This is a genomic window from Mesorhizobium sp. M0621, assembly GCF_040320745.1.
Classification (GTDB): Bacteria; Pseudomonadota; Alphaproteobacteria; order Rhizobiales; family Rhizobiaceae; genus Mesorhizobium.
Genome location: NZ_JAMYQF010000007.1, coordinates 140,678 through 157,103, shown reverse-complemented (window position 1 = coordinate 157,103; position 16,426 = coordinate 140,678). Strand labels below are relative to the sequence as shown.

Here is a 16,426-nt window from a genome sequence, read left to right as displayed (position 1 = left end):
GTCTCGTTCTTCAGGCGCCGTAGGAGCGCATTGTCTGGCGGTTGGTCTTCACCGCGCCGGCGGGGTCGGCGGCGGCCGTGTCGGATTCTTCCTCGAGCACCAGCCAGCCGGTAAAGCGTGGCGCGGTGCCGGCGATCTCGATGACTTTAGGCGTGTCGCAGACGCCCTTGCCGAGCATGGCCCAGGTGCCGTTGGCGTCGACGTCCTTGAGGTGGATGTAGCGGATGCGGTCGCGGTAGGTGCGCAGCGTGTCGGACATGTCCTTGTGGCCGCGCAGGATATGGCCGGTATCCGGCACCCAGCCGACCAGGTCGGGGTCGAGCAAGGCAAAGATCGTGTCGTAGTCGGCGCGGTCGAACAGCAGCGTGTTGTGGTGCGAGCTTGGATGCACCGCGACATCCACACCGGCCTTGCGCCCAAGCTCGCCGGCTTTGTTGTAGACCTCGGCCGCGACACCGAACTTTTCGTCGCGCGGCCCTTCAGACACTACGGTCGCCGAGCCCATCGAGATCAGGGCGCCGGGGAACGCAGCGGCGAAGTCGATCCAGCGTTTGGCGGTGTCGAGGTCGGCGCCGATCTGATCCTTGAGCGTGAAACCGCTGTTCGAGCCGAAGGCGAAGGAAACCAGTATCAGGCCGGAGGATTTGAGCGCGGCAGCGAATTGCGACGGCTTGTCGGCATAGCGGCCGATCATGGTGTCGGTGATCTCGATGCCGGCATAGCCGCCATCGGCGATCGCCTTCAACAGATCGTCGGGGCCGCCGCTCCAGCCCTTGCCAAGCATTTCCCAGGTGAAGGTCTGGCAGCCGACTTTGAGGTCTTTCACGTTCATCCATTCATTCCTTGATACCGCCTATTCCTTGATGCGCCCTGCGTCAGCCGTTCGATGATGTGGCGCGGAAAGAGCGGCACGAGCACGATCGGCGGAACGGTGACGACGGCCGCGGCCGCGGCGATGCCTGCCAGCAGACAGGGCCCAATCATCGATTGCGATACGCGGGGGCCTGCTCCTTCGGTTGGGATGGACATCCTACTTGACCGAGCCCGCGGTCATGCCGGCGAGGAAGTACCTCTGGGCAACGAGGTAGATCAGCAAAAGCGGCAGCGAGCCGAGCACGCTCATCGCCATCATCTGGTTCCATTCGAAGGCGTGTTGCCCCATCAACAGCTGGATGCCGATCGGGACGGTGCGCATTGACGTCGACTTCGTCAGCGTCAGCGCAAAGAGAAATTCGTTCCAGCACAACAGGAAGGTGTAGACCGACGTCGCCACGATACCAGGCAGTGAAATCGGGACGATCACCCGCCAAAGCGCTGTCCAACTGGTGCCGCCATCGACAGCCACGGCTTCATCGAGATCGCGGGGCAAGGTGTTCAGATATCCCGTCATCAGCAGGATCGCGTATGGCAGTGTAAACACCAGGTAAGTCAGGATCAGTGCGATGTAGGTATCGAAGATACCGTATGAGACGACAAGCCCGAAGAAGGGGATCAAAAGTGTGATCGGCGGAATCGTCTGCGTGCTGATGATGAGTGTGTTCAGGCTGCCCTTGCCGCGGAAGTTGAAGCGGCTGAACCCGTAGGCCGCCAGCAAGGCGATCAGCACCGTCAGCACGGTCACCGTTCCCGCCACGAAATAGCTGTTGAAGAAGAAGCGCAGCTTTACCGGGTCGCCAAGGATGGCTGCATACGCTTCCAGCGTGAAGGCCTTTGGCAGGATGGTTGGTGGCAGGGCAAAGATTTCGGTATTCGATTTGAACGAACTGCTCAGCATCCAGTAGATCGGGAATGCCGCGAAAAAGAGCCCCGCTGCAAGCGCTACATGGAGCGCGACGGTGATCAGCCTGTCTTTCGGCGTATGCCTTTTCCTCATGGTGACTACCGAGCCTTTTGATAGCGAATATAGAACAGCGTCAGGCCGAGAGAGATCAACAAGATGACCACAGCGCTCGCCGAAGCCTGCGACAGGTTGTAGCTCGAAAACGCCAGCTTGTACGTGTAGGTGCTGAGAACCTCGGTCGAGTAGATCGGGCCACCGCCCGTCGTTATCCAGATTAACGGGAAGACCTGCATGGTCCAGATGAAGTCGAGCAGCGAGATGCTGATGATGATCGGCATGAGCATCGGGATGGTGATGAAGATCAGCTTCTGGTAGGCCTTCGCCCCGTCGATATCGGCGGCCTCGTAGAAATCCTTGGGAATGCCCTGCAAACCCGCGAGCAGGCTGACCATGAAGAGTGGATAGCCCGCCCAGATATTGGCGAAGGTGACGGCGTGCAGCGCGGTCTCAGGCGAGGAAAACCATTCGACCTTGGAACCGATGACGCCGATTTGCATGAGAATGCTATTCACGACACCGTTCGGCTCGAGCAGTAGGCGCCAGATCACGGCGATAATCACCGCGGTGAACAGCCAGGGCAGTATGTAGAGCACGCGCAGAATATTGCGCAGCGTCGGATTGATGCGGTCGCTGTTCAGCATGAGCGCGAAGATCATGCCGATGGTCATGTGGAAAATGACACTCATGCATGTGAAGTAGAGCGTGTGCCACAGCGAAGCCCAGAATACGGGATCGTCGAAGATCGCCTGATAGTGTTTCAGTCCGGCAAAGGATGGGTCGCGACGCAGCACCGCGCTGTTCTGGAACGAGTAGGCAATCACCGTCACCATCGGCAGCAGCATCAGAAGCCCGATTATGAGCAGCGAGGGCGACAGATAGAGGTAGGGTGCGACCGCTCGTTTCAGCTTGTGGTGGGAGCGCTTTTGCCGGGTCATGTGCCAACCTTGGGATACGCCTTCAAGAGAAGGTAAGCTTCGAACAGGTCCATCTCAAATTGCCGATCCGTTGTTGCCGGGGGGCCAGCCGAAGTCAGGCCACCCGGTCGAAGATAGCAACCGGGAACAGGCCGATCAGAATTTCGCCATCCAGCCCTTCTGAGCGGTGGCCGCGGCCTGTTCCGGAGACTGCTCGCCGGCGAGCATCTTCTGGGCTTGCACGTCGAACTGAGTCATCAGGTCTTCAGCCACCGGCAGGCCCGTGAACTCATTGGCGAGATAACCGGTCTTGAAGATTTCAAAAGCCTTGCCGAAAGCCTTGTCCGAGGTCACGAAATCGGGCTTGGCGTTGACGTTGCCCGGGAAGGCGTTTGCAAGCGACACGAGCTTGGCGTTCACCTTTTCACTCATCAGATATTGGACGAGTTTCCAGGCCTCTTCCTGATGTTTCGAGGCAGCAGAAATGCCGATGCCCCAGGAGGCATAGGGAAGGCCGCGCTTGCCGGTATAGTTTTCCACGACCGGGACCGGGATGAGGTCGAAGTTCAGCTTGGGATTGCGCTTGCGGATGAGGTTCACATGCGCGAGCGAGTCGATCATCATCCCGACGCGGTCGTTGACGAACTCCTCGACCTTTTCCTGCTCGGTCTTGGTGGCGATGCCGGGCGAGATGGTGCCGGCGTCGTTGAGTGATTTGACGAAGGTGAGCATATCCACCACCGGTTTGCCCTCAAGGCCTGGCTTGCCGTTCGCCATCATCGACTGACCCGAAGCCCAAACCCATGACATCATGTCGTTCTGGACGCCGGATGGCGTTTGCAGCGACAGGGGCAGCACCCAGCCATACTGGTTCTTGTCGGCGTGCGTCATCTTCTTGGCGGCTTCGAGAAACTCCGCCCGGGTCGACGGCAGTTTGGTCACGCCTGCCTGGGCGGCGAGGTCCAAATTCACGAAGACCGGATAGACGAAGGAAGCCACGGGAAACATCACCGCCTTGCCGTCCACCTTGATGATGTCCGCGACCTGGCTCTTGTCGAAACCGCTCGCATCCATCATCGGATTCATGTCGGCGAGTGCGTTCTGCGCATTCAGATTGTTCACCCAGGCACCGTCGAGACCGACGACGTCGCTGAGCGTTCCGGTTGCAGCCCCAACCGAGATCTGGTCTCGCGTGGTCGCGTAGGGGCCGCTGACCAGCGTCACCTTGATTCCGGGGTTTGCGGCCTCGAAGTCATCCATGATTGCCCTGAGCGAGCCAGCCGGCAATTCGGGCTCCCACCATTGGGTGAATTCCAGCGCCGTATCCGCCATGGCGCCGGTTGCGCCAAGCAACCATGCGGCCGCGGCTATTTTCAGCATCGCGGGTTTTATACGAAACGTCATTTTCTCCTCCTTCTTTATATTCGACCGCACAATGCGGCCGATCGTCTGGTTATTCAGAAGTCTTCTTATGCAGGCGCCTCGCCCTCGCCCGCGGGTCTTGTCGCGAATATTCAGATCGCCAGATGCGTCTCGGGATCGAAGAAATGGAGCTTGGCGTCATCCAGGGCCAACCTGATTTCCGAGCCGGAGCGGACTGTGCTGACCGGTTCGAATTTCGCCACCGCATTCGACGCCAGGCCGAAATCCTGCACCGCGTCAGGATCGCCGGAGTCCACCCGGACCGCGTCGATGTTGAGATGGACGATATGTTCGGATCCGAGTTCTTCGATCGAGGTCACCTTTGCCGGTATCGTCTGATACTTGCGGCCGGATTCGAGGCTGCTGTCATAGAGATCCTCCGGTCGTATCCCGAATACGACCTTGCGCCCTGCATACGACCTCAGGTCCGGCCTGCGCACGAAGGCTGCATCCTGCAGCCGGATGGCTAAGGCACCAGACATCAGTTCGTCGCCCGTCAGGATCGCCTCGAAAAGGTTCATTGAAGGAGACCCGATGAAGCCGGCAACGAAGGCGTTCACCGGCGATTCATAGAGCCTCTTGGGTGTGTCGACCTGCTGCAGCACGCCGCCTTTCAACACCGCGACCCGGTCGCCCATCGTCATGGCTTCGGTTTGGTCGTGGGTCACATATATGGTCGTTACGCCGAGCTGCTTTTGCAGACTGGTGATTTCGGCGCGCATTTGAACGCGCAGTTTCGCGTCCAGATTGGAAAGAGGTTCGTCCATGAGAAAAGCTGCCGGCTCGCGCACCATGGCGCGGCCCATCGCAACCCTTTGACGCTGTCCGCCTGAAAGGTTCGCGGGTTTGCTGTCCAGCAGAGACGTCAATTGAAGGGTTTTGGCGATCTCGTCCACGCGCTTTTTGCGCTCGGCCTTCGGCTTGCCTGCCAGCCGCATCGAAAAGCCGATGTTTTCGAACACCGTCATATGCGGGTAGAGGGCGTAGCTCTGGAAGACCATCGCGATGTCGCGGTCCTTGGGCGGCATGTCGACAACGTCGACTCCGCCGATCCGAAGGCCGCCGCTGGTGACGTCCTCCAATCCCGCGATCATCCGCAACGCGGTGGATTTGCCACAGCCGGACGGCCCGACGAGAATCAAAAACTCGCCGTCCTTGACCGACAGGTTCAATTGGTCGATTGCGTGAAAATTGTTCCCGTATGTCTTGCAGATATTCTCAAGAATGACTTCTGCCATATTCCTCCCTCCACAAGTCTAAGCCACTGATTTTTATGATTTTCCTCGGCTTATGTTCACCTGCGAAATATTCCTCGGATAGTTCGGGCTATGTTCCGGTATCGAGCCGCCCATATTTCAGTTCGACTGCCGACGGCGCGTTCGTCGACGCCAGAACTTCCGTGACCTGGTCGTTGGTCGGAAGCGCCTCGCGCCCGCCCCGCCCCGTTATCGAAAGGGCCGCCGCCGCGGCCGCGAATGCGACCCGGCCTGCGGTGTCGGCCCCGCGCGTCAATGCAAGGGCATAGGCGCCGTGAAAGCAGTCACCGGCGCCGGTCGAGTCGACGACGGCAACCCGGTGCGGAGGCAGGTGCCAGAGCCCTGTCTCGTCGCGTCCGCGAAAGAAGACGCCCCTGCCGCCATCCGTCAGAACCACGGCGGACCGCGACGGCAACCACAATGCGTCGAGTATCTCGGCAGGCGACTGGCGGCCCGTGGCGGTCCGCGCAAAGCCGAGCGGAAGAATGAGATGGTCGCAGAGCCCGATCAGTCTCTCGGTGGCTGGGCCGCGGCTCCATTCGACATCGCCGAGGATTGCAAGGCCGAGATCGCGAGCCCGAGCCACGACATCCAGCGAGCCGATCCCGTAACTGTCGACGATCAGGACGGTCGCGCGGCTGAGAACCTCGTCCGGAAAGTCCGGCGCGGTGCCGAGCATCGCTTCGTCGTCATACGCGATGAACCGCTCCCCATCCGAACCGACGGTGATCCGCGAGCGCACCGGGCGCGCGTGCGGGTGGCGCGGCGCGAACGCGGTTTCAACGCCGCTCGCAACGAGATCGCACAACACGGCGTCGTCGGCGGCACTGCCCAGCCATCCGACGAAGCCGGCGGTTCCGCCGAGCCGCGCGACGGCGGCAAGTGCCGTCGCGACATTTCCTCCGAAAGCTCGGGCACTTTGCAAAACCTTCCCCTTGCCCGCCGACAACGGCTGATCGACATAGATGATGTCGTCGATCGCAATAGCTCCGAAGCCGAGGATTGAAGGGACGGTGGGCATCGTTCAGGCACCCGCCTTCGCCAAGGCGTCTTGCGCCGAAAGGCCATCGTGGATGACGCCCCGAAAGGCAATCGCTGCCTTTTCCGGATCGCCATGTCCCCAGAGATTGCGGCCCACCACGGCACCGCGCGCGCCGGCACGGATGGCGTCCGCCGTCTGCTGAAGGGCGCCGAGCAGCGTGTCGGTCTTCGGACCACCGGCGATCACAACCGGCACCGGACAGGTCCGAACGGTCTCTCGAAACGACTCGAAATCGCCCGTGTAACCGATCTTGATCACGTCGACGCCGGACTCGTAGCCGATGCGCGCCGCATAGGCGATCTCGTCGGGGGTGAAGACGATTTTTGCCCCGTCGGTGAAATCGCGAGGGTAGATATGCGCCACCACCGGCATGCCGTAACGGGCCGCCGCATTCACCGAATCGGTGAGCCAGCGTATGTATTTGCCCTCGGTCGCGCCGCGCACCGGAATGGCCACGGCCAACGCATCGGCGCCAGCGCGCACCGCATCCTCGGGCGTTGCGATCAGTTCACTGATGCGATCGTCTGGGGTGAAGCAGCCGGCCTGGATCACAAGGGAAGCCTTGCCCGCGTATTGCGGCCACAGATGGCGCGCGGTGCCAGGCTGGATGCTGACGTAGTCGGGCTTGCCTACCATGACGCGTGCAAGCGCGCCCGGCAGGTCGGCAAGACCTCCTTTGCGCACGTCGCCATAGCCGACAAAGTGGTCGACCGCGCCGCCAAAAAGATTCCCCGATGGATGTGAGAAGAGGCGCGCCAGGCGCACCTTGGTTCCGAGGCTCATGAGTCCAAAACTCTCCAATCGATTGGTTTCAAAATCCTAGACCAGTGTTTGCGAAAGAAAGGACAAATGCAATCTTTCGAAAGCTTTCGAATTCGCGTATTTTTGGTAGAGTGAACCGAGGCCAGGGCGATCGCTTGGCGCATGGAGGCAAGGACAGGCAATGTTGTCAGAGCAGAGACGCCAATCGATCCTGGGTGAAGTGCAACGCAGCGGACAGGTTCGCATCAAAGACCTGTCAGACGATTTTGGCGTGTCGGAAGTCACGGTGCGCTCCGACCTCGAGATACTGGACCGCAAGGGACTGCTGACCAAGACCCGTGGAGGCGCAGTGACCCGGACCACGGATTCGACCACGGCCGCATTCGCCCGGCGGATGCAAACGAACCTCGATGCAAAGAAACGCATCGCCCGGGCAGCGATAGAACTGTTCGAGGACAACCAATCGGTCATCTTCGACGGCGGCTCGACATTGATGCAGGTTGCCATGCTGTTACCGCCGCTCAGCAATGTCGTGGTCGCGGCCACGGCGATGAATATCGTGCAGCATCTGATGCATCGGCCCGGGCTCGACGTTCATATGATCGGCGGCCGGGTCTATCCGGACACGGTGAGCACGCTGATCACCGATGCCGACACGGCTCTCGGCGGCTTGGTAGCGCATCAGGTCCTTGTTGGAGCGCATGCGATTGACTCGTCACTGGATGTGGTCGACGTGAACGAAGACATGGCGCGAACGAAGCGAAACCTCGTGCGCATGGCCCGGCGCGTTGTCCTCCTTGCGGATTCGAGCAAATGGGGCGTCAGCGGGACCTCCAAGGCCTTTTCACTGTCGAGCGTCGATGTGGTGATCACCGACGATGGCCTGTCCGACCCGATACGCAGCCAGCTTGATAGGACCGGGGCCAAGGTGATCTATGCCTGACCCCGTCGCCGTCCCTGGCCGTGACAGAACCAACGCGCTCATACCCCACGGGATTCGCATCGGCGGTCGGCCGTTTTTTCATGTCTGTCATTTTCTCCTCCTAGGGCCGGCAGCCTCCCGAAATATCGCGCCAGCGTTTTCGCATGTTGTATAAAAATTTTACGCGCGTCAATATTTAAAATGTTGTATAGCCCCGTCGAAGGCGATCCGTTGCCGGCTGGGCGGATCCAGCAGACCCATCACCGCATTGGGAGGTACGATCTAGAATGCACGGAAAATCAAAGACGAAATTCGGGATCGGCGTCATCGGATGCGGCAATATCTCGATGACCTATCTGCGCAATACCGCGCTCTTCGGCGGGATCGAATTGCGTGCCTGCGCTGATATCTCGGCCGAGATGGCGGCTGTGCGGGCGAAAGAATACGGCATCCAGGCACTCGGCGTCGATGCGCTGCTGGCCGACCCCGAGATCGATCTTGTCCTCAACCTGACCATTCCAGCGGCGCATTTCGACATTTCGCTTGCCGCACTTTCGGCCGGCAAGCACGTTTTCACCGAAAAGCCGCTTGCCACCTCTGCCGCCGACGGACAGCGCCTGGTCAACGAGGCGAAGTCACGCGGCCTGCTGCTCGGCTCGGCGCCCGACACCTTCCTGGGTGCCGCCGGACGCCGCGCCCGCCGGCTGATGGACGAGGGTGCCATCGGCCGCCCGGTCACCGGCACAGCCTTCATGATGGGCCGCGGCATGGAGCACTGGCATCCCAACCCGCAATTCTACTACCAGCCCGGCGGCGGCCCGGTGTTCGACATGGGCCCCTACTACCTCACCATGCTGGTCAATCTGCTCGGTCCGGTGGAGCGTGTCATGGCGATGGCAACACGCGGCCAGGAGGAGCGGCTGATATCAGCCGAAGGGCCGTTCAAGAACACGACATTCAAGGTCGGCACGCCGACCAACGTGCTGTCGCTGCTCGAATTCCGCTCCGGTGCGACCGTCACCTTCGGCGCCTCGTGGGATGTCTTTCGCCACTCCAACCACCCGATCGAGTTGCATGGCATGGAAGGCTCGCTGCGCCTGCCCGACCCCGACACGTTCGGCGGCACCGTGTCGCTGTCGGAACGCGGCACTGAGTGGAAGGATTTCGCAAGCGAGGGCGAGTTCTACGGCGCCCGCAACTGGCCCTATGCCGCGCCCGACCGCGCCAATTACCGCATGCTCGGCGTCGCCGATCTGCTGCGTTCGCTTCAAACCGGCAGCACACCGCGCGCCTCCGGCAGCCTTGCGCTGCATGTGCTTGAGATCATGGAGGCGATCCTGCATTCCGGCGAAACACAGGGCTCAGTCGCCATCGCGGGCGATGTCGTCCAGCCGGCCCTGCTGACCGAGGAAGAGGCAAGCAGCCTGCTGGCCTGAGGATATGACGATGACACTCGACCCGGATGCGCTGCGCGTCCTCGAAATCAGCCGCGCAGCCGGCGGCGAACCGTTCGAGACCGACAGCGTGGCGGCGGCGCGCGCCGCCTACAATGCCTCGTTCCCGACGCTGCAGGGCGAGCACGAGCCGGTCGCTGCGACCCTGGAACAGCAAATCGACGGGCCGAACGGGCCTGTTGCGCTCCGCATCCATCGTGGCATCGGTGCGCTGCTGAGCGGGGCGCCGGCGCTGCTCTATCTGCATGGCGGCGGCTGGGTCATCGGCAATCTCGATTCGCATGATGAGATCTGCCGGTGGCTGGCCAATCTCGGCAACACCGTCATTGTCTGTCCCGATTATCGCCTGGCACCGGAACACAGATTTCCCACAGGGTTGGAGGATGGCCTGGCGACGCTGCGCTTCATGGCGCAGAACGCCGCCGCTCTCGGTATCGACCGGGCTCGCATCGGCGTTGCCGGCGACAGCGCCGGCGGCAATCTCGCCGCCGTGCTGGCGCTGCTTTCCCGCGATGAGCTGGCGCCACCCGTTACGGCGCAGATCCTGATCTATCCCAACACCGACGCGCGGCAGACATCTGACAGCTACCGGCGCTTCGGCGACGGCTTCGGGCTCACCGCGACCACCATGGCATGGTTCCGCGACCACTATGTGCGAACGCCCGACGACATGCTGGACTGGCGCGTCTCGCCCTTGCTGGCGCCTGATCTCGCCGGTGTCGCGCCGGCTTTCGTGGCGCTTGCCGGCTGCGACATCCTCGCCGACGAAGGGACAGCCTATGCGGCGCGCCTGCAAGCCGCGGGCGTGCCTGTGATCCTGCGGCAATGGCCGGGCCAGATCCATGGCTTCGTCTCGATGGGACGCCATATCACTGCCGCCCGGCAAGCGGTGGCCGAGGCGGTGGCTGCCTGGCGCCACTTCGAGAAGGGTTCGCTGACGCCGGACGCTTAGGCCGACTGACGCATCACCAGGGTAGCACCGAGCTTGACCGTGCGTGCCAGGCTTTGCTTCGGCGGATCGGCCTCGTCCAGCAAGGCTAGCAGGATCTCGACGCTGCGGCCGGCCATGGCGGTGAAATCCTGCGCCATGGTGGTCAGCGCCGGACAGGTGTAGCGGCTCAGTGGATGATCGTCATGCGCGGCAACGCGCAGATCGCAGTCGGGCTTGCGGCCGATCTTCAGGCCACGCGAGTACGCGGCCGCCATCACGCCAAAGGCGAGACGGTCATTGGCGCACAGGATGGTGCGGCCGGGCAAGGTGCCGGCCTCCAGCATTCTTTCCATCTGCTCGTAGCCGACGCGTTCAAAGTCCCAGGTGTAATCGCGCGCCGCCTCGATGACGACCGGCTTGAACCCGGCAGTTTCCATCGCGACGATGTAGCTTTCCTGGCGTTCGCCGGAGTTGTGGTTGACATGCGGAATGTCGAGATAGGCCGGGGGCTCACCCGACCGGCAGAGATAATCGACGATGGTCGACACGCTCTGCCGGTTGTCGTTGCCGACGAACGGCGTATCGCCCTCGATATAGGTGTCGAAATAGACGATCGGAATGTCCTGCCCGAGCTTGTCGAAAACGCTGCGGTCGGAAGCCAGGCCGAGCGGGGCGATGATCGCGCCGGCGACCTTCAGCGACAGCAGCGTCCTCACAGACTCCGCCTCCAGCTTCGGCAAACCGTGCGAGGAGATGACGATCGGCCAGTAGCCTTCGTCGCGGCAGCGAAATTCGATGCGACTGACCATCTCGGCGTAGAACGGATCGGTGATCGTCGGCACGACGATGCCGATGTTGCGGGTGCGCTTGCGGTTGAGGTTGCGCGCGAAAAGGTTCGGCTGATAGTCCGAGGAGCGCAGGGCAGCTTCGATGCGCGCCCGTGTCGCCGGCTTCACGCTCGCCGGATCGTCGAAATATTTGGACAGCGTCGGCCGAGACACGCCACATGCCTGGGCGAAGTCATCCATCGTGCGGTGCGTCTTCTCCGCCATCGATATTCCTGATCCCCTTACCGTCATTGCCGAGCGGATGAGCCGTCACCCGTCATGCGGCCGTTGACCGGACGCAGCAATGCTTGACCGAACTTATTCTGTCAAATTTTTACAGTTCCCAATACAGCGCAAAAATATTACGTGCGTCAAATTATTTATTGGCGCCCTTAAATCGGCTGACGCACTGATGCAAGCGCGCGGCGCGTTTGCCGCTCGGCTATCGGCCATGGCCCTGCTTGCCAAAAGTCGCCACGCCGCCCATACACGGCTTGGGCAATCGCCCAACCGAGGTCCGCTTCTCCTTCGACTTTGCCAGGGATACAGTCCAATGTCCGCGACGCCGTGGTCAAAGCCTTGACGGATCCCTCCACGCCATCGCTCGCCAGTTTGGGCTGGACGGATTTCTTCGGCGACCAGCTCGAGCCCGATGAAGCCAATCTCGTCCCGACGCGTATCGCCACGGTCCATCGCGACCGCCTGACCGGCCTGTCCCAGGCAGGGGCAGTCGACCTGACGCTGCCGGCGCAGGCGAACACCGGTGATTATGCCGTCGGCGACTGGGTGCTCATCGACGCGCATGACAGGCTTGTGCAGCGCCGCCTGACCCGCAGGACGGTGCTGGAACGGCGCACCCAGGGCGGCAGGGTGCCGCAGCTTGCCGCAGCCAATGTCGACACGCTGTTCATCGTCACCTCGTGCAATGCCGACTTCAATCCCGCCCGGCTCGAGCGCTATTTGGCGCTGGCCAACGAGGCCGGGACGACACCGGTGATCCTGCTGACCAAGGCAGACACGGCTGAGGACGCCGAGGCGTACCAGAAGCAGGCTGCAGCACTTCAGCGTGGACTGGCCGTCGTGACGCTGAACCCGCGCACCGCAGATGCCGCGACCGCTTTGGCCGCCTGGTGCGGTGCTGGCCAGACGGTAGCGTTGATCGGCTCCTCCGGCGTCGGCAAATCGACGCTGGTCAACACACTGGCCGGACCGGCGCAGCAATCGCCGCAACAGACCGGAGGCATTCGCGAACACGATTCCAAGGGACGCCACACCACCACGTCGCGATCGCTGCACGCCATCGCAGGTGGCGGCTGGGTGATCGACACGCCCGGCATGCGGACGCTGCACGTCAGTGATGTCGCCTCCGGCATCGACACGCTGTTTGCCGAAATCACCGAACTCGCCCCGCTCTGCAAGTTCCGCGACTGCACGCATGTGCACGAGCCGGGCTGCGCGGTGCAGGCTGCCTTGAAGGCCGGGACGCTCGATCCGGAGCGTCTTGCCCGCTGGCGCAAACTGTCCGACGAAAACCAGCACAACACGCCGGTTCAGAGTGGGCCGCGCGGGGCCAAGTCTCCCGGCGGTCGCGGAAAGAGGCGTTGAGCGGCGAGGACTGACGATTCAGAGCCGCGCCGTACCGAAGACCCGATCCCAAAGTGCCGACGTAACACCGAAATTGGCCGATTCGTCGATGTGGTGATGCACGGCGTGGCGGCGCTTGAGCGTGTAGAGATAGCTCGGATGGGTGGGATGCCAGTGATGGATCATGTGGTGGATGCTGATGTACCAGAGGTATCCCAGCATCAGCCCGCAACTTACAGCGCTCGCGGTTGCGAAACCTGAGACCATCCAGACGGGCACAAACGCAACCAGCACATGCACCCCAAGGCTGAGCCAGGTCGGCGTGCCCACCGAACTGCGCTCCTCGACATGGTGACGATCATGCAGGTTCTTGATGTAGGGAATGTGGTGAAGGACAAACCTGTGCAGCAGGTATTCGGTCAGCGTCCAGAGGAAGAGACAGACAAGGACAGTGCCTATCCAGCCTGGCGCACCCTCTTCGCCGGCCTCAAGCAGCCCAGCCACTGCCAGCACGGCGATCACCAGCGGATAGACCACGAAGTCGCTATAGTAGCCAATAAGACCCAGTTGCATCGTCACCTAGCCTTCGAGCCGCCAAATAAGCGATGGTATCAGATTGCCGGACTCGCGGATGAGGTGCAATGCGGACGCAGCTGACATAGCGTCGCATTGCCGTGGAGCAAGGTTCGCACCAACGATTCAGGCACAGTCGATAGGCTGCCGCCTTTGCAACCAACGTCGCAAACGGACGCATCACAATGGCAAAACGCAGTGCTGGGTTGCTGATCTATCGCCGCGGCGATGGCGGTCTCAGAGTGTTGCTGGTTCACCCGGGCGGGCCGTTCTGGATGAAGAAGGACGACGGTGCATGGTCGATACCGAAGGGCCTCGTCGGCGAGAACGAAGATGAGTTGGCGGCGGCTCAACGCGAGACCGAGGAAGAGCTCGGCGTCAGGGTCGATGGGTCCTTCACGCGTCTCGGCGACTACAGGCAACCGGGCGGGAAGACCGTCATCGCCTGGTCTGTCGAGGCGACCGTTGACATCGATGTCGGCGCCATCACGAGCAACATTTTTACCATGGAATGGCCGCCAAGGTCGGGATCCCTGAAGGAGTTCCCCGAGATCGACAGAGCGGGCTGGTTCACCTTGGCCGAAGCCGAGGTGAAAATCCTCAAGGGACAACGCCCGATGCTACTGGATTTTGCCAGGCAGCAAGGCGCCGGATGATCCGCAGCCTCAGTATGGCAGGCCGATATAATTTTCGGCAAGTGCGGTCGATGCGGCGCGCGACTGCACGAGGTAGTCGAGCTCGGCCTCCTGGATGCGCTGGCCGAAGTCGCCGGTGTCGGGAAAGCGGTGCAGCATCGTCGTCATCCACCAGGAGAAGCGCACTGCCTTCCAGACCCGTGCCAGCGCCTTGCCTGAATAAGCGTCGATGCCGGCGTGCGATTTCTCGACATAGAAGTCGCGCAAGCCGCCGAAGAGATAGCGCACGTCGCTGGCGGCAAGGTTGAGGCCCTTGGCGCCGGTCGGCGGCACGATGTGAGCCGCGTCGCCGACCAGGAACAACCGGCCGAAGCGCAGCGGCTCGGCAACGAAAGAGCGTAGCGGCGCGATCGACTTCTCGAAGGATGCGCCGGTGACGACATTTGCCGCCGTCTGCTCGGGCAAGCGGCGGCGCAACTCGTCCCAAAAACGATCGTCGGACCACGCCTCGACGCGATCGTCTTGCGGACATTGCACATAATAGCGGCTGCGGTGCGTCGAGCGCATCGAGCACAGCGCAAAACCCCGCTCGTGATTGGCGTAGACCAGCTCGTGATCGGCAGGCGGCACTTCGGCCAGCACGCCGAGCCAACCGAACGGATAGTGCCGTTCGAAGGTTTTCAGCGCATCCGCGGGCACAGATTTGCGGCTGACGCCGTGATAGCCATCGCAGCCGGCAATGAAGTCGCAGTCGATGCGATGCGTGGCGCCGTCCCGGTCATAGGTGACGAAGGGCGCGGCGCCATCGAAATCATGCAGCGTGACGTTTGCTACCTCGTAGATCGTGGTCAGTCCTGCCGCATCCCGCTTATCCATCAAATCATGCGTCACCTCGGTCTGGCCGTAGACGGTGACATGCTTGCCGCCGGTGAGTGCGGTAAGGTCGATACGATGCAGGCGTCCGTCGAAGGCGAGCGAGATGCCGGAATGCGGCAGCCCCTCGGCATGCAGCCGCGCCCCGGCACCCGCTTCCTCCAGCAATTCGACCGTGCCTTGTTCGAGCACCCCTGCCCGCACCCGGCCAAGCACATGTTCGCGGCTCGCGCGTTCCAGAATGACCGTCTCGACGCCGATACCGGCCAGTAGCTGGCCGAGCAGCAGGCCGGACGGCCCCGAACCAACGATAACGACCTGGCTGCGCATCAGTGGCCGAGACTTTCGACCTGTGCGGCCAGTTCGGCGGCAAGGCGCAGCGAAGCGGCGGTTGCGACCACCATCTGCGGCAGCAACAGCCATTCCAGCGTCCATGCCGCGCCCGAGCGCTCCTGTTCATGCACAAGCGCCTGATGCATGCCGGAGAGCTGCGTGGCGTTGAAGCGGGCAAGCGCCACCAGCGCTTCGGCCTTCACGGGGTTCTGCTTGTGCGGCATGGCCGACGAGCCGCCGCCACCGGAAAGCTCGATCTCGGTTCCATTCTGAGCCATCAGCGCGATGTCCTGGCCGAACTTGCCGAGGCTGCCGGTCACCAGCGACATCAGGCCGGCAAAGTCGGCGAGTGCATCGCGCTGGCTCTGCCACTGCGGGGCGTCGCCAAGGCCGAGCTTTGCGGCAAGGGTCGCGCGCACTGCCGGCCCCTTGTCATCAAGCTTTTCCAGCGTGCCGGCGGCACCGCCAAACTGCACCACCAGCAGGCGCGTAGACTGTTCCGAGAGTCTTTCCTGATGTCGTTGCAGCGGCGCCCGCCACGCCCTGATACGATCCGCCACTTGGATCGGAATCGCCGGTTGCATGCGCGTTATACCGGTCAGCTCCCTGCCGCCAAAACGCTCTTCGAGCGAAGAGAGGCGCATGACGGTTTCGGTCAGCAGCAGATCGAGATGATCGACGATGGATTTCAGCCGAAGCATCAGGCCGGTGTCGATGACATCCTGGCTGGTCGCGCCGAAATGCACTTTCTCGCCATGCGGTTCGCCGATCGCCGCTCTGATCTGGCGCACCAGTTCCGGCACAATGACGCCGTCTCTGGCGACAGCGGCCCGCAGCAAGGCAGTGTCGGGCCGGAACGTGGCCAGCGCTGCCACGATCGCTGCGGCATCATCCTTGGCGATGATCCCGGTTTCGGCCTCCGCTTCCGCCAGCGCACGCTCGAAAACCAGCATCGCATCGATCTCCGCTTCGACGGAAAAGTACCGGCTCGCTACCTCGTCACCGAGAAGGGCGGAGAGCAGTGGATGATCGAAGGGCGATACGGTCATGGCGCGAGT

16 protein-coding genes are annotated in these 16,426 nt (G+C 62.1%); 5 read left to right on the top strand and 11 right to left on the bottom strand.

Translation table 11 applies throughout. The features are described from left to right. Window positions 1–10: 10 nt before the first annotated feature. From NKI38_RS07640 to NKI38_RS07610, 7 genes are all read right to left on the bottom strand, one after another. A complete protein-coding gene (locus NKI38_RS07640) occupies window positions 11–832 on the bottom strand; it encodes a sugar phosphate isomerase/epimerase family protein (RefSeq protein ID WP_352656110.1) in 822 nt (273 codons plus the stop codon). A 198-nt stretch (window positions 833–1,030) separates the two neighbouring features. Further along, entirely contained in the window at window positions 1,031–1,873 is an 843-nt protein-coding gene (locus NKI38_RS07635) for a carbohydrate ABC transporter permease (protein WP_352656108.1), read from the bottom strand. Between the two features lie 5 nt (window positions 1,874–1,878). Beyond that, window positions 1,879–2,775 carry a carbohydrate ABC transporter permease gene (locus NKI38_RS07630; RefSeq protein ID WP_352656106.1) on the bottom strand — a complete coding sequence of 299 codons (897 nt, stop codon included), beginning with the start codon at window positions 2,773–2,775 and terminating at the stop codon, window positions 1,879–1,881. Window positions 2,776–2,910: 135 nt separating this feature from the next. Continuing rightward, window positions 2,911–4,158, bottom strand: a complete 1,248-nt coding sequence (locus NKI38_RS07625; protein ID WP_352631413.1) for an ABC transporter substrate-binding protein — start codon at window positions 4,156–4,158, stop codon at window positions 2,911–2,913. A gap of 110 nt (window positions 4,159–4,268) precedes the next feature. Then, window positions 4,269–5,414 carry an ABC transporter ATP-binding protein gene (locus NKI38_RS07620; RefSeq protein WP_352656104.1) on the bottom strand — a complete coding sequence of 382 codons (1,146 nt, stop codon included), beginning with the start codon at window positions 5,412–5,414 and terminating at the stop codon, window positions 4,269–4,271. An 88-nt stretch (window positions 5,415–5,502) separates the two neighbouring features. After that, window positions 5,503–6,453, bottom strand: coding sequence for a PfkB family carbohydrate kinase (locus NKI38_RS07615; RefSeq protein WP_352656102.1), 951 nt, complete (start codon window positions 6,451–6,453; stop codon window positions 5,503–5,505). A 3-nt stretch (window positions 6,454–6,456) separates the two neighbouring features. Next, window positions 6,457–7,257, bottom strand: coding sequence for a beta/alpha barrel domain-containing protein (locus tag NKI38_RS07610; RefSeq protein ID WP_023756676.1), 801 nt, complete (start codon window positions 7,255–7,257; stop codon window positions 6,457–6,459). A 160-nt stretch (window positions 7,258–7,417) separates the two neighbouring features. Here NKI38_RS07610 and NKI38_RS07605 point away from each other — a divergent pair, with 160 nt between their 5' ends. The 3 genes from NKI38_RS07605 (at window position 7,418) to NKI38_RS07595 (ending at window position 10,564) form a co-directional block, all read left to right on the top strand. Further along, a complete protein-coding gene (locus NKI38_RS07605; protein ID WP_352656100.1) occupies window positions 7,418–8,179 on the top strand; it encodes a DeoR/GlpR family DNA-binding transcription regulator in 762 nt (253 codons plus the stop codon). Between the two features lie 266 nt (window positions 8,180–8,445). Continuing rightward, on the top strand, window positions 8,446–9,594 hold the full coding sequence (locus NKI38_RS07600; RefSeq protein WP_352656099.1) for a Gfo/Idh/MocA family protein: 1,149 nt from the start codon (window positions 8,446–8,448) through the stop codon (window positions 9,592–9,594). Between the two features lie 10 nt (window positions 9,595–9,604). Next, window positions 9,605–10,564 carry an alpha/beta hydrolase gene (locus NKI38_RS07595; protein WP_352656097.1) on the top strand — a complete coding sequence of 320 codons (960 nt, stop codon included), beginning with the start codon at window positions 9,605–9,607 and terminating at the stop codon, window positions 10,562–10,564. Here the strand turns inward: NKI38_RS07595 and NKI38_RS07590 are convergent. Continuing rightward, the gene (locus NKI38_RS07590) at window positions 10,561–11,595 is read right to left on the bottom strand and encodes a LacI family DNA-binding transcriptional regulator (protein WP_352656095.1); all 1,035 of its coding nucleotides are present in this window, start codon (window positions 11,593–11,595) and stop codon (window positions 10,561–10,563) included. The two genes, NKI38_RS07595 and NKI38_RS07590, sit on opposite strands and share 4 nt — an antisense overlap. Window positions 11,596–11,937: 342 nt before the next feature. Here NKI38_RS07590 and rsgA point away from each other — a divergent pair, with 342 nt between their 5' ends. After that, window positions 11,938–12,975 carry a ribosome small subunit-dependent GTPase A gene (rsgA, locus tag NKI38_RS07585; protein ID WP_352656093.1) on the top strand — a complete coding sequence of 346 codons (1,038 nt, stop codon included), beginning with the start codon at window positions 11,938–11,940 and terminating at the stop codon, window positions 12,973–12,975. Window positions 12,976–12,993: 18 nt separating this feature from the next. Here the strand turns inward: rsgA and NKI38_RS07580 are convergent, their stop codons facing one another. Further along, window positions 12,994–13,527: a sterol desaturase family protein gene (locus NKI38_RS07580; protein WP_352656091.1), complete on the bottom strand. Its 534-nt coding sequence runs from the start codon at window positions 13,525–13,527 to the stop codon at window positions 12,994–12,996. Window positions 13,528–13,712: 185 nt separating this feature from the next. Between NKI38_RS07580 and NKI38_RS07575 the strand changes: the two genes are divergently transcribed. Further along, complete coding sequence (locus NKI38_RS07575) at window positions 13,713–14,183, top strand: NUDIX hydrolase (protein ID WP_352656089.1); 471 nt, start codon at window positions 13,713–13,715, stop codon at window positions 14,181–14,183. Between the two features lie 9 nt (window positions 14,184–14,192). Here the strand turns inward: NKI38_RS07575 and pobA are convergent, their stop codons facing one another. Together pobA and NKI38_RS07565 are read right to left on the bottom strand one after the other, a co-directional pair. Continuing rightward, window positions 14,193–15,365 carry a 4-hydroxybenzoate 3-monooxygenase gene (pobA, locus tag NKI38_RS07570; protein ID WP_352656087.1) on the bottom strand — a complete coding sequence of 391 codons (1,173 nt, stop codon included), beginning with the start codon at window positions 15,363–15,365 and terminating at the stop codon, window positions 14,193–14,195. After that, a complete protein-coding gene (locus tag NKI38_RS07565; protein WP_352656085.1) occupies window positions 15,365–16,417 on the bottom strand; it encodes a 3-carboxy-cis,cis-muconate cycloisomerase in 1,053 nt (350 codons plus the stop codon). Before NKI38_RS07565 ends, pobA begins: the two co-directional genes overlap by 1 nt. Between the last annotated feature and the right edge of the window lie 9 nt (window positions 16,418–16,426).

Coding starts and splice junctions, on each gene's coding strand:
- NKI38_RS07640 (WP_352656110.1), bottom strand. CDS start 832: ATGAACGTGAAAGACCTCAAAGTCGGCTGCCAGACCTTCACCTGGGAA.
- NKI38_RS07635 (WP_352656108.1), bottom strand. CDS start 1,873: ATGAGGAAAAGGCATACGCCGAAAGACAGGCTGATCACCGTCGCGCTC.
- NKI38_RS07630 (WP_352656106.1), bottom strand. CDS start 2,775: ATGACCCGGCAAAAGCGCTCCCACCACAAGCTGAAACGAGCGGTCGCA.
- NKI38_RS07625 (WP_352631413.1), bottom strand. CDS start 4,158: ATGACGTTTCGTATAAAACCCGCGATGCTGAAAATAGCCGCGGCCGCA.
- NKI38_RS07620 (WP_352656104.1), bottom strand. CDS start 5,414: ATGGCAGAAGTCATTCTTGAGAATATCTGCAAGACATACGGGAACAAT.
- NKI38_RS07615 (WP_352656102.1), bottom strand. CDS start 6,453: ATGCCCACCGTCCCTTCAATCCTCGGCTTCGGAGCTATTGCGATCGAC.
- NKI38_RS07610 (WP_023756676.1), bottom strand. CDS start 7,257: ATGAGCCTCGGAACCAAGGTGCGCCTGGCGCGCCTCTTCTCACATCCA.
- NKI38_RS07605 (WP_352656100.1), top strand. CDS start 7,418: ATGTTGTCAGAGCAGAGACGCCAATCGATCCTGGGTGAAGTGCAACGC.
- NKI38_RS07600 (WP_352656099.1), top strand. CDS start 8,446: ATGCACGGAAAATCAAAGACGAAATTCGGGATCGGCGTCATCGGATGC.
- NKI38_RS07595 (WP_352656097.1), top strand. CDS start 9,605: ATGACACTCGACCCGGATGCGCTGCGCGTCCTCGAAATCAGCCGCGCA.
- NKI38_RS07590 (WP_352656095.1), bottom strand. CDS start 11,595: ATGGCGGAGAAGACGCACCGCACGATGGATGACTTCGCCCAGGCATGT.
- NKI38_RS07580 (WP_352656091.1), bottom strand. CDS start 13,527: ATGCAACTGGGTCTTATTGGCTACTATAGCGACTTCGTGGTCTATCCG.
- NKI38_RS07575 (WP_352656089.1), top strand. CDS start 13,713: ATGGCAAAACGCAGTGCTGGGTTGCTGATCTATCGCCGCGGCGATGGC.
- pobA (WP_352656087.1), bottom strand. CDS start 15,365: ATGCGCAGCCAGGTCGTTATCGTTGGTTCGGGGCCGTCCGGCCTGCTG.
- NKI38_RS07565 (WP_352656085.1), bottom strand. CDS start 16,417: ATGACCGTATCGCCCTTCGATCATCCACTGCTCTCCGCCCTTCTCGGT.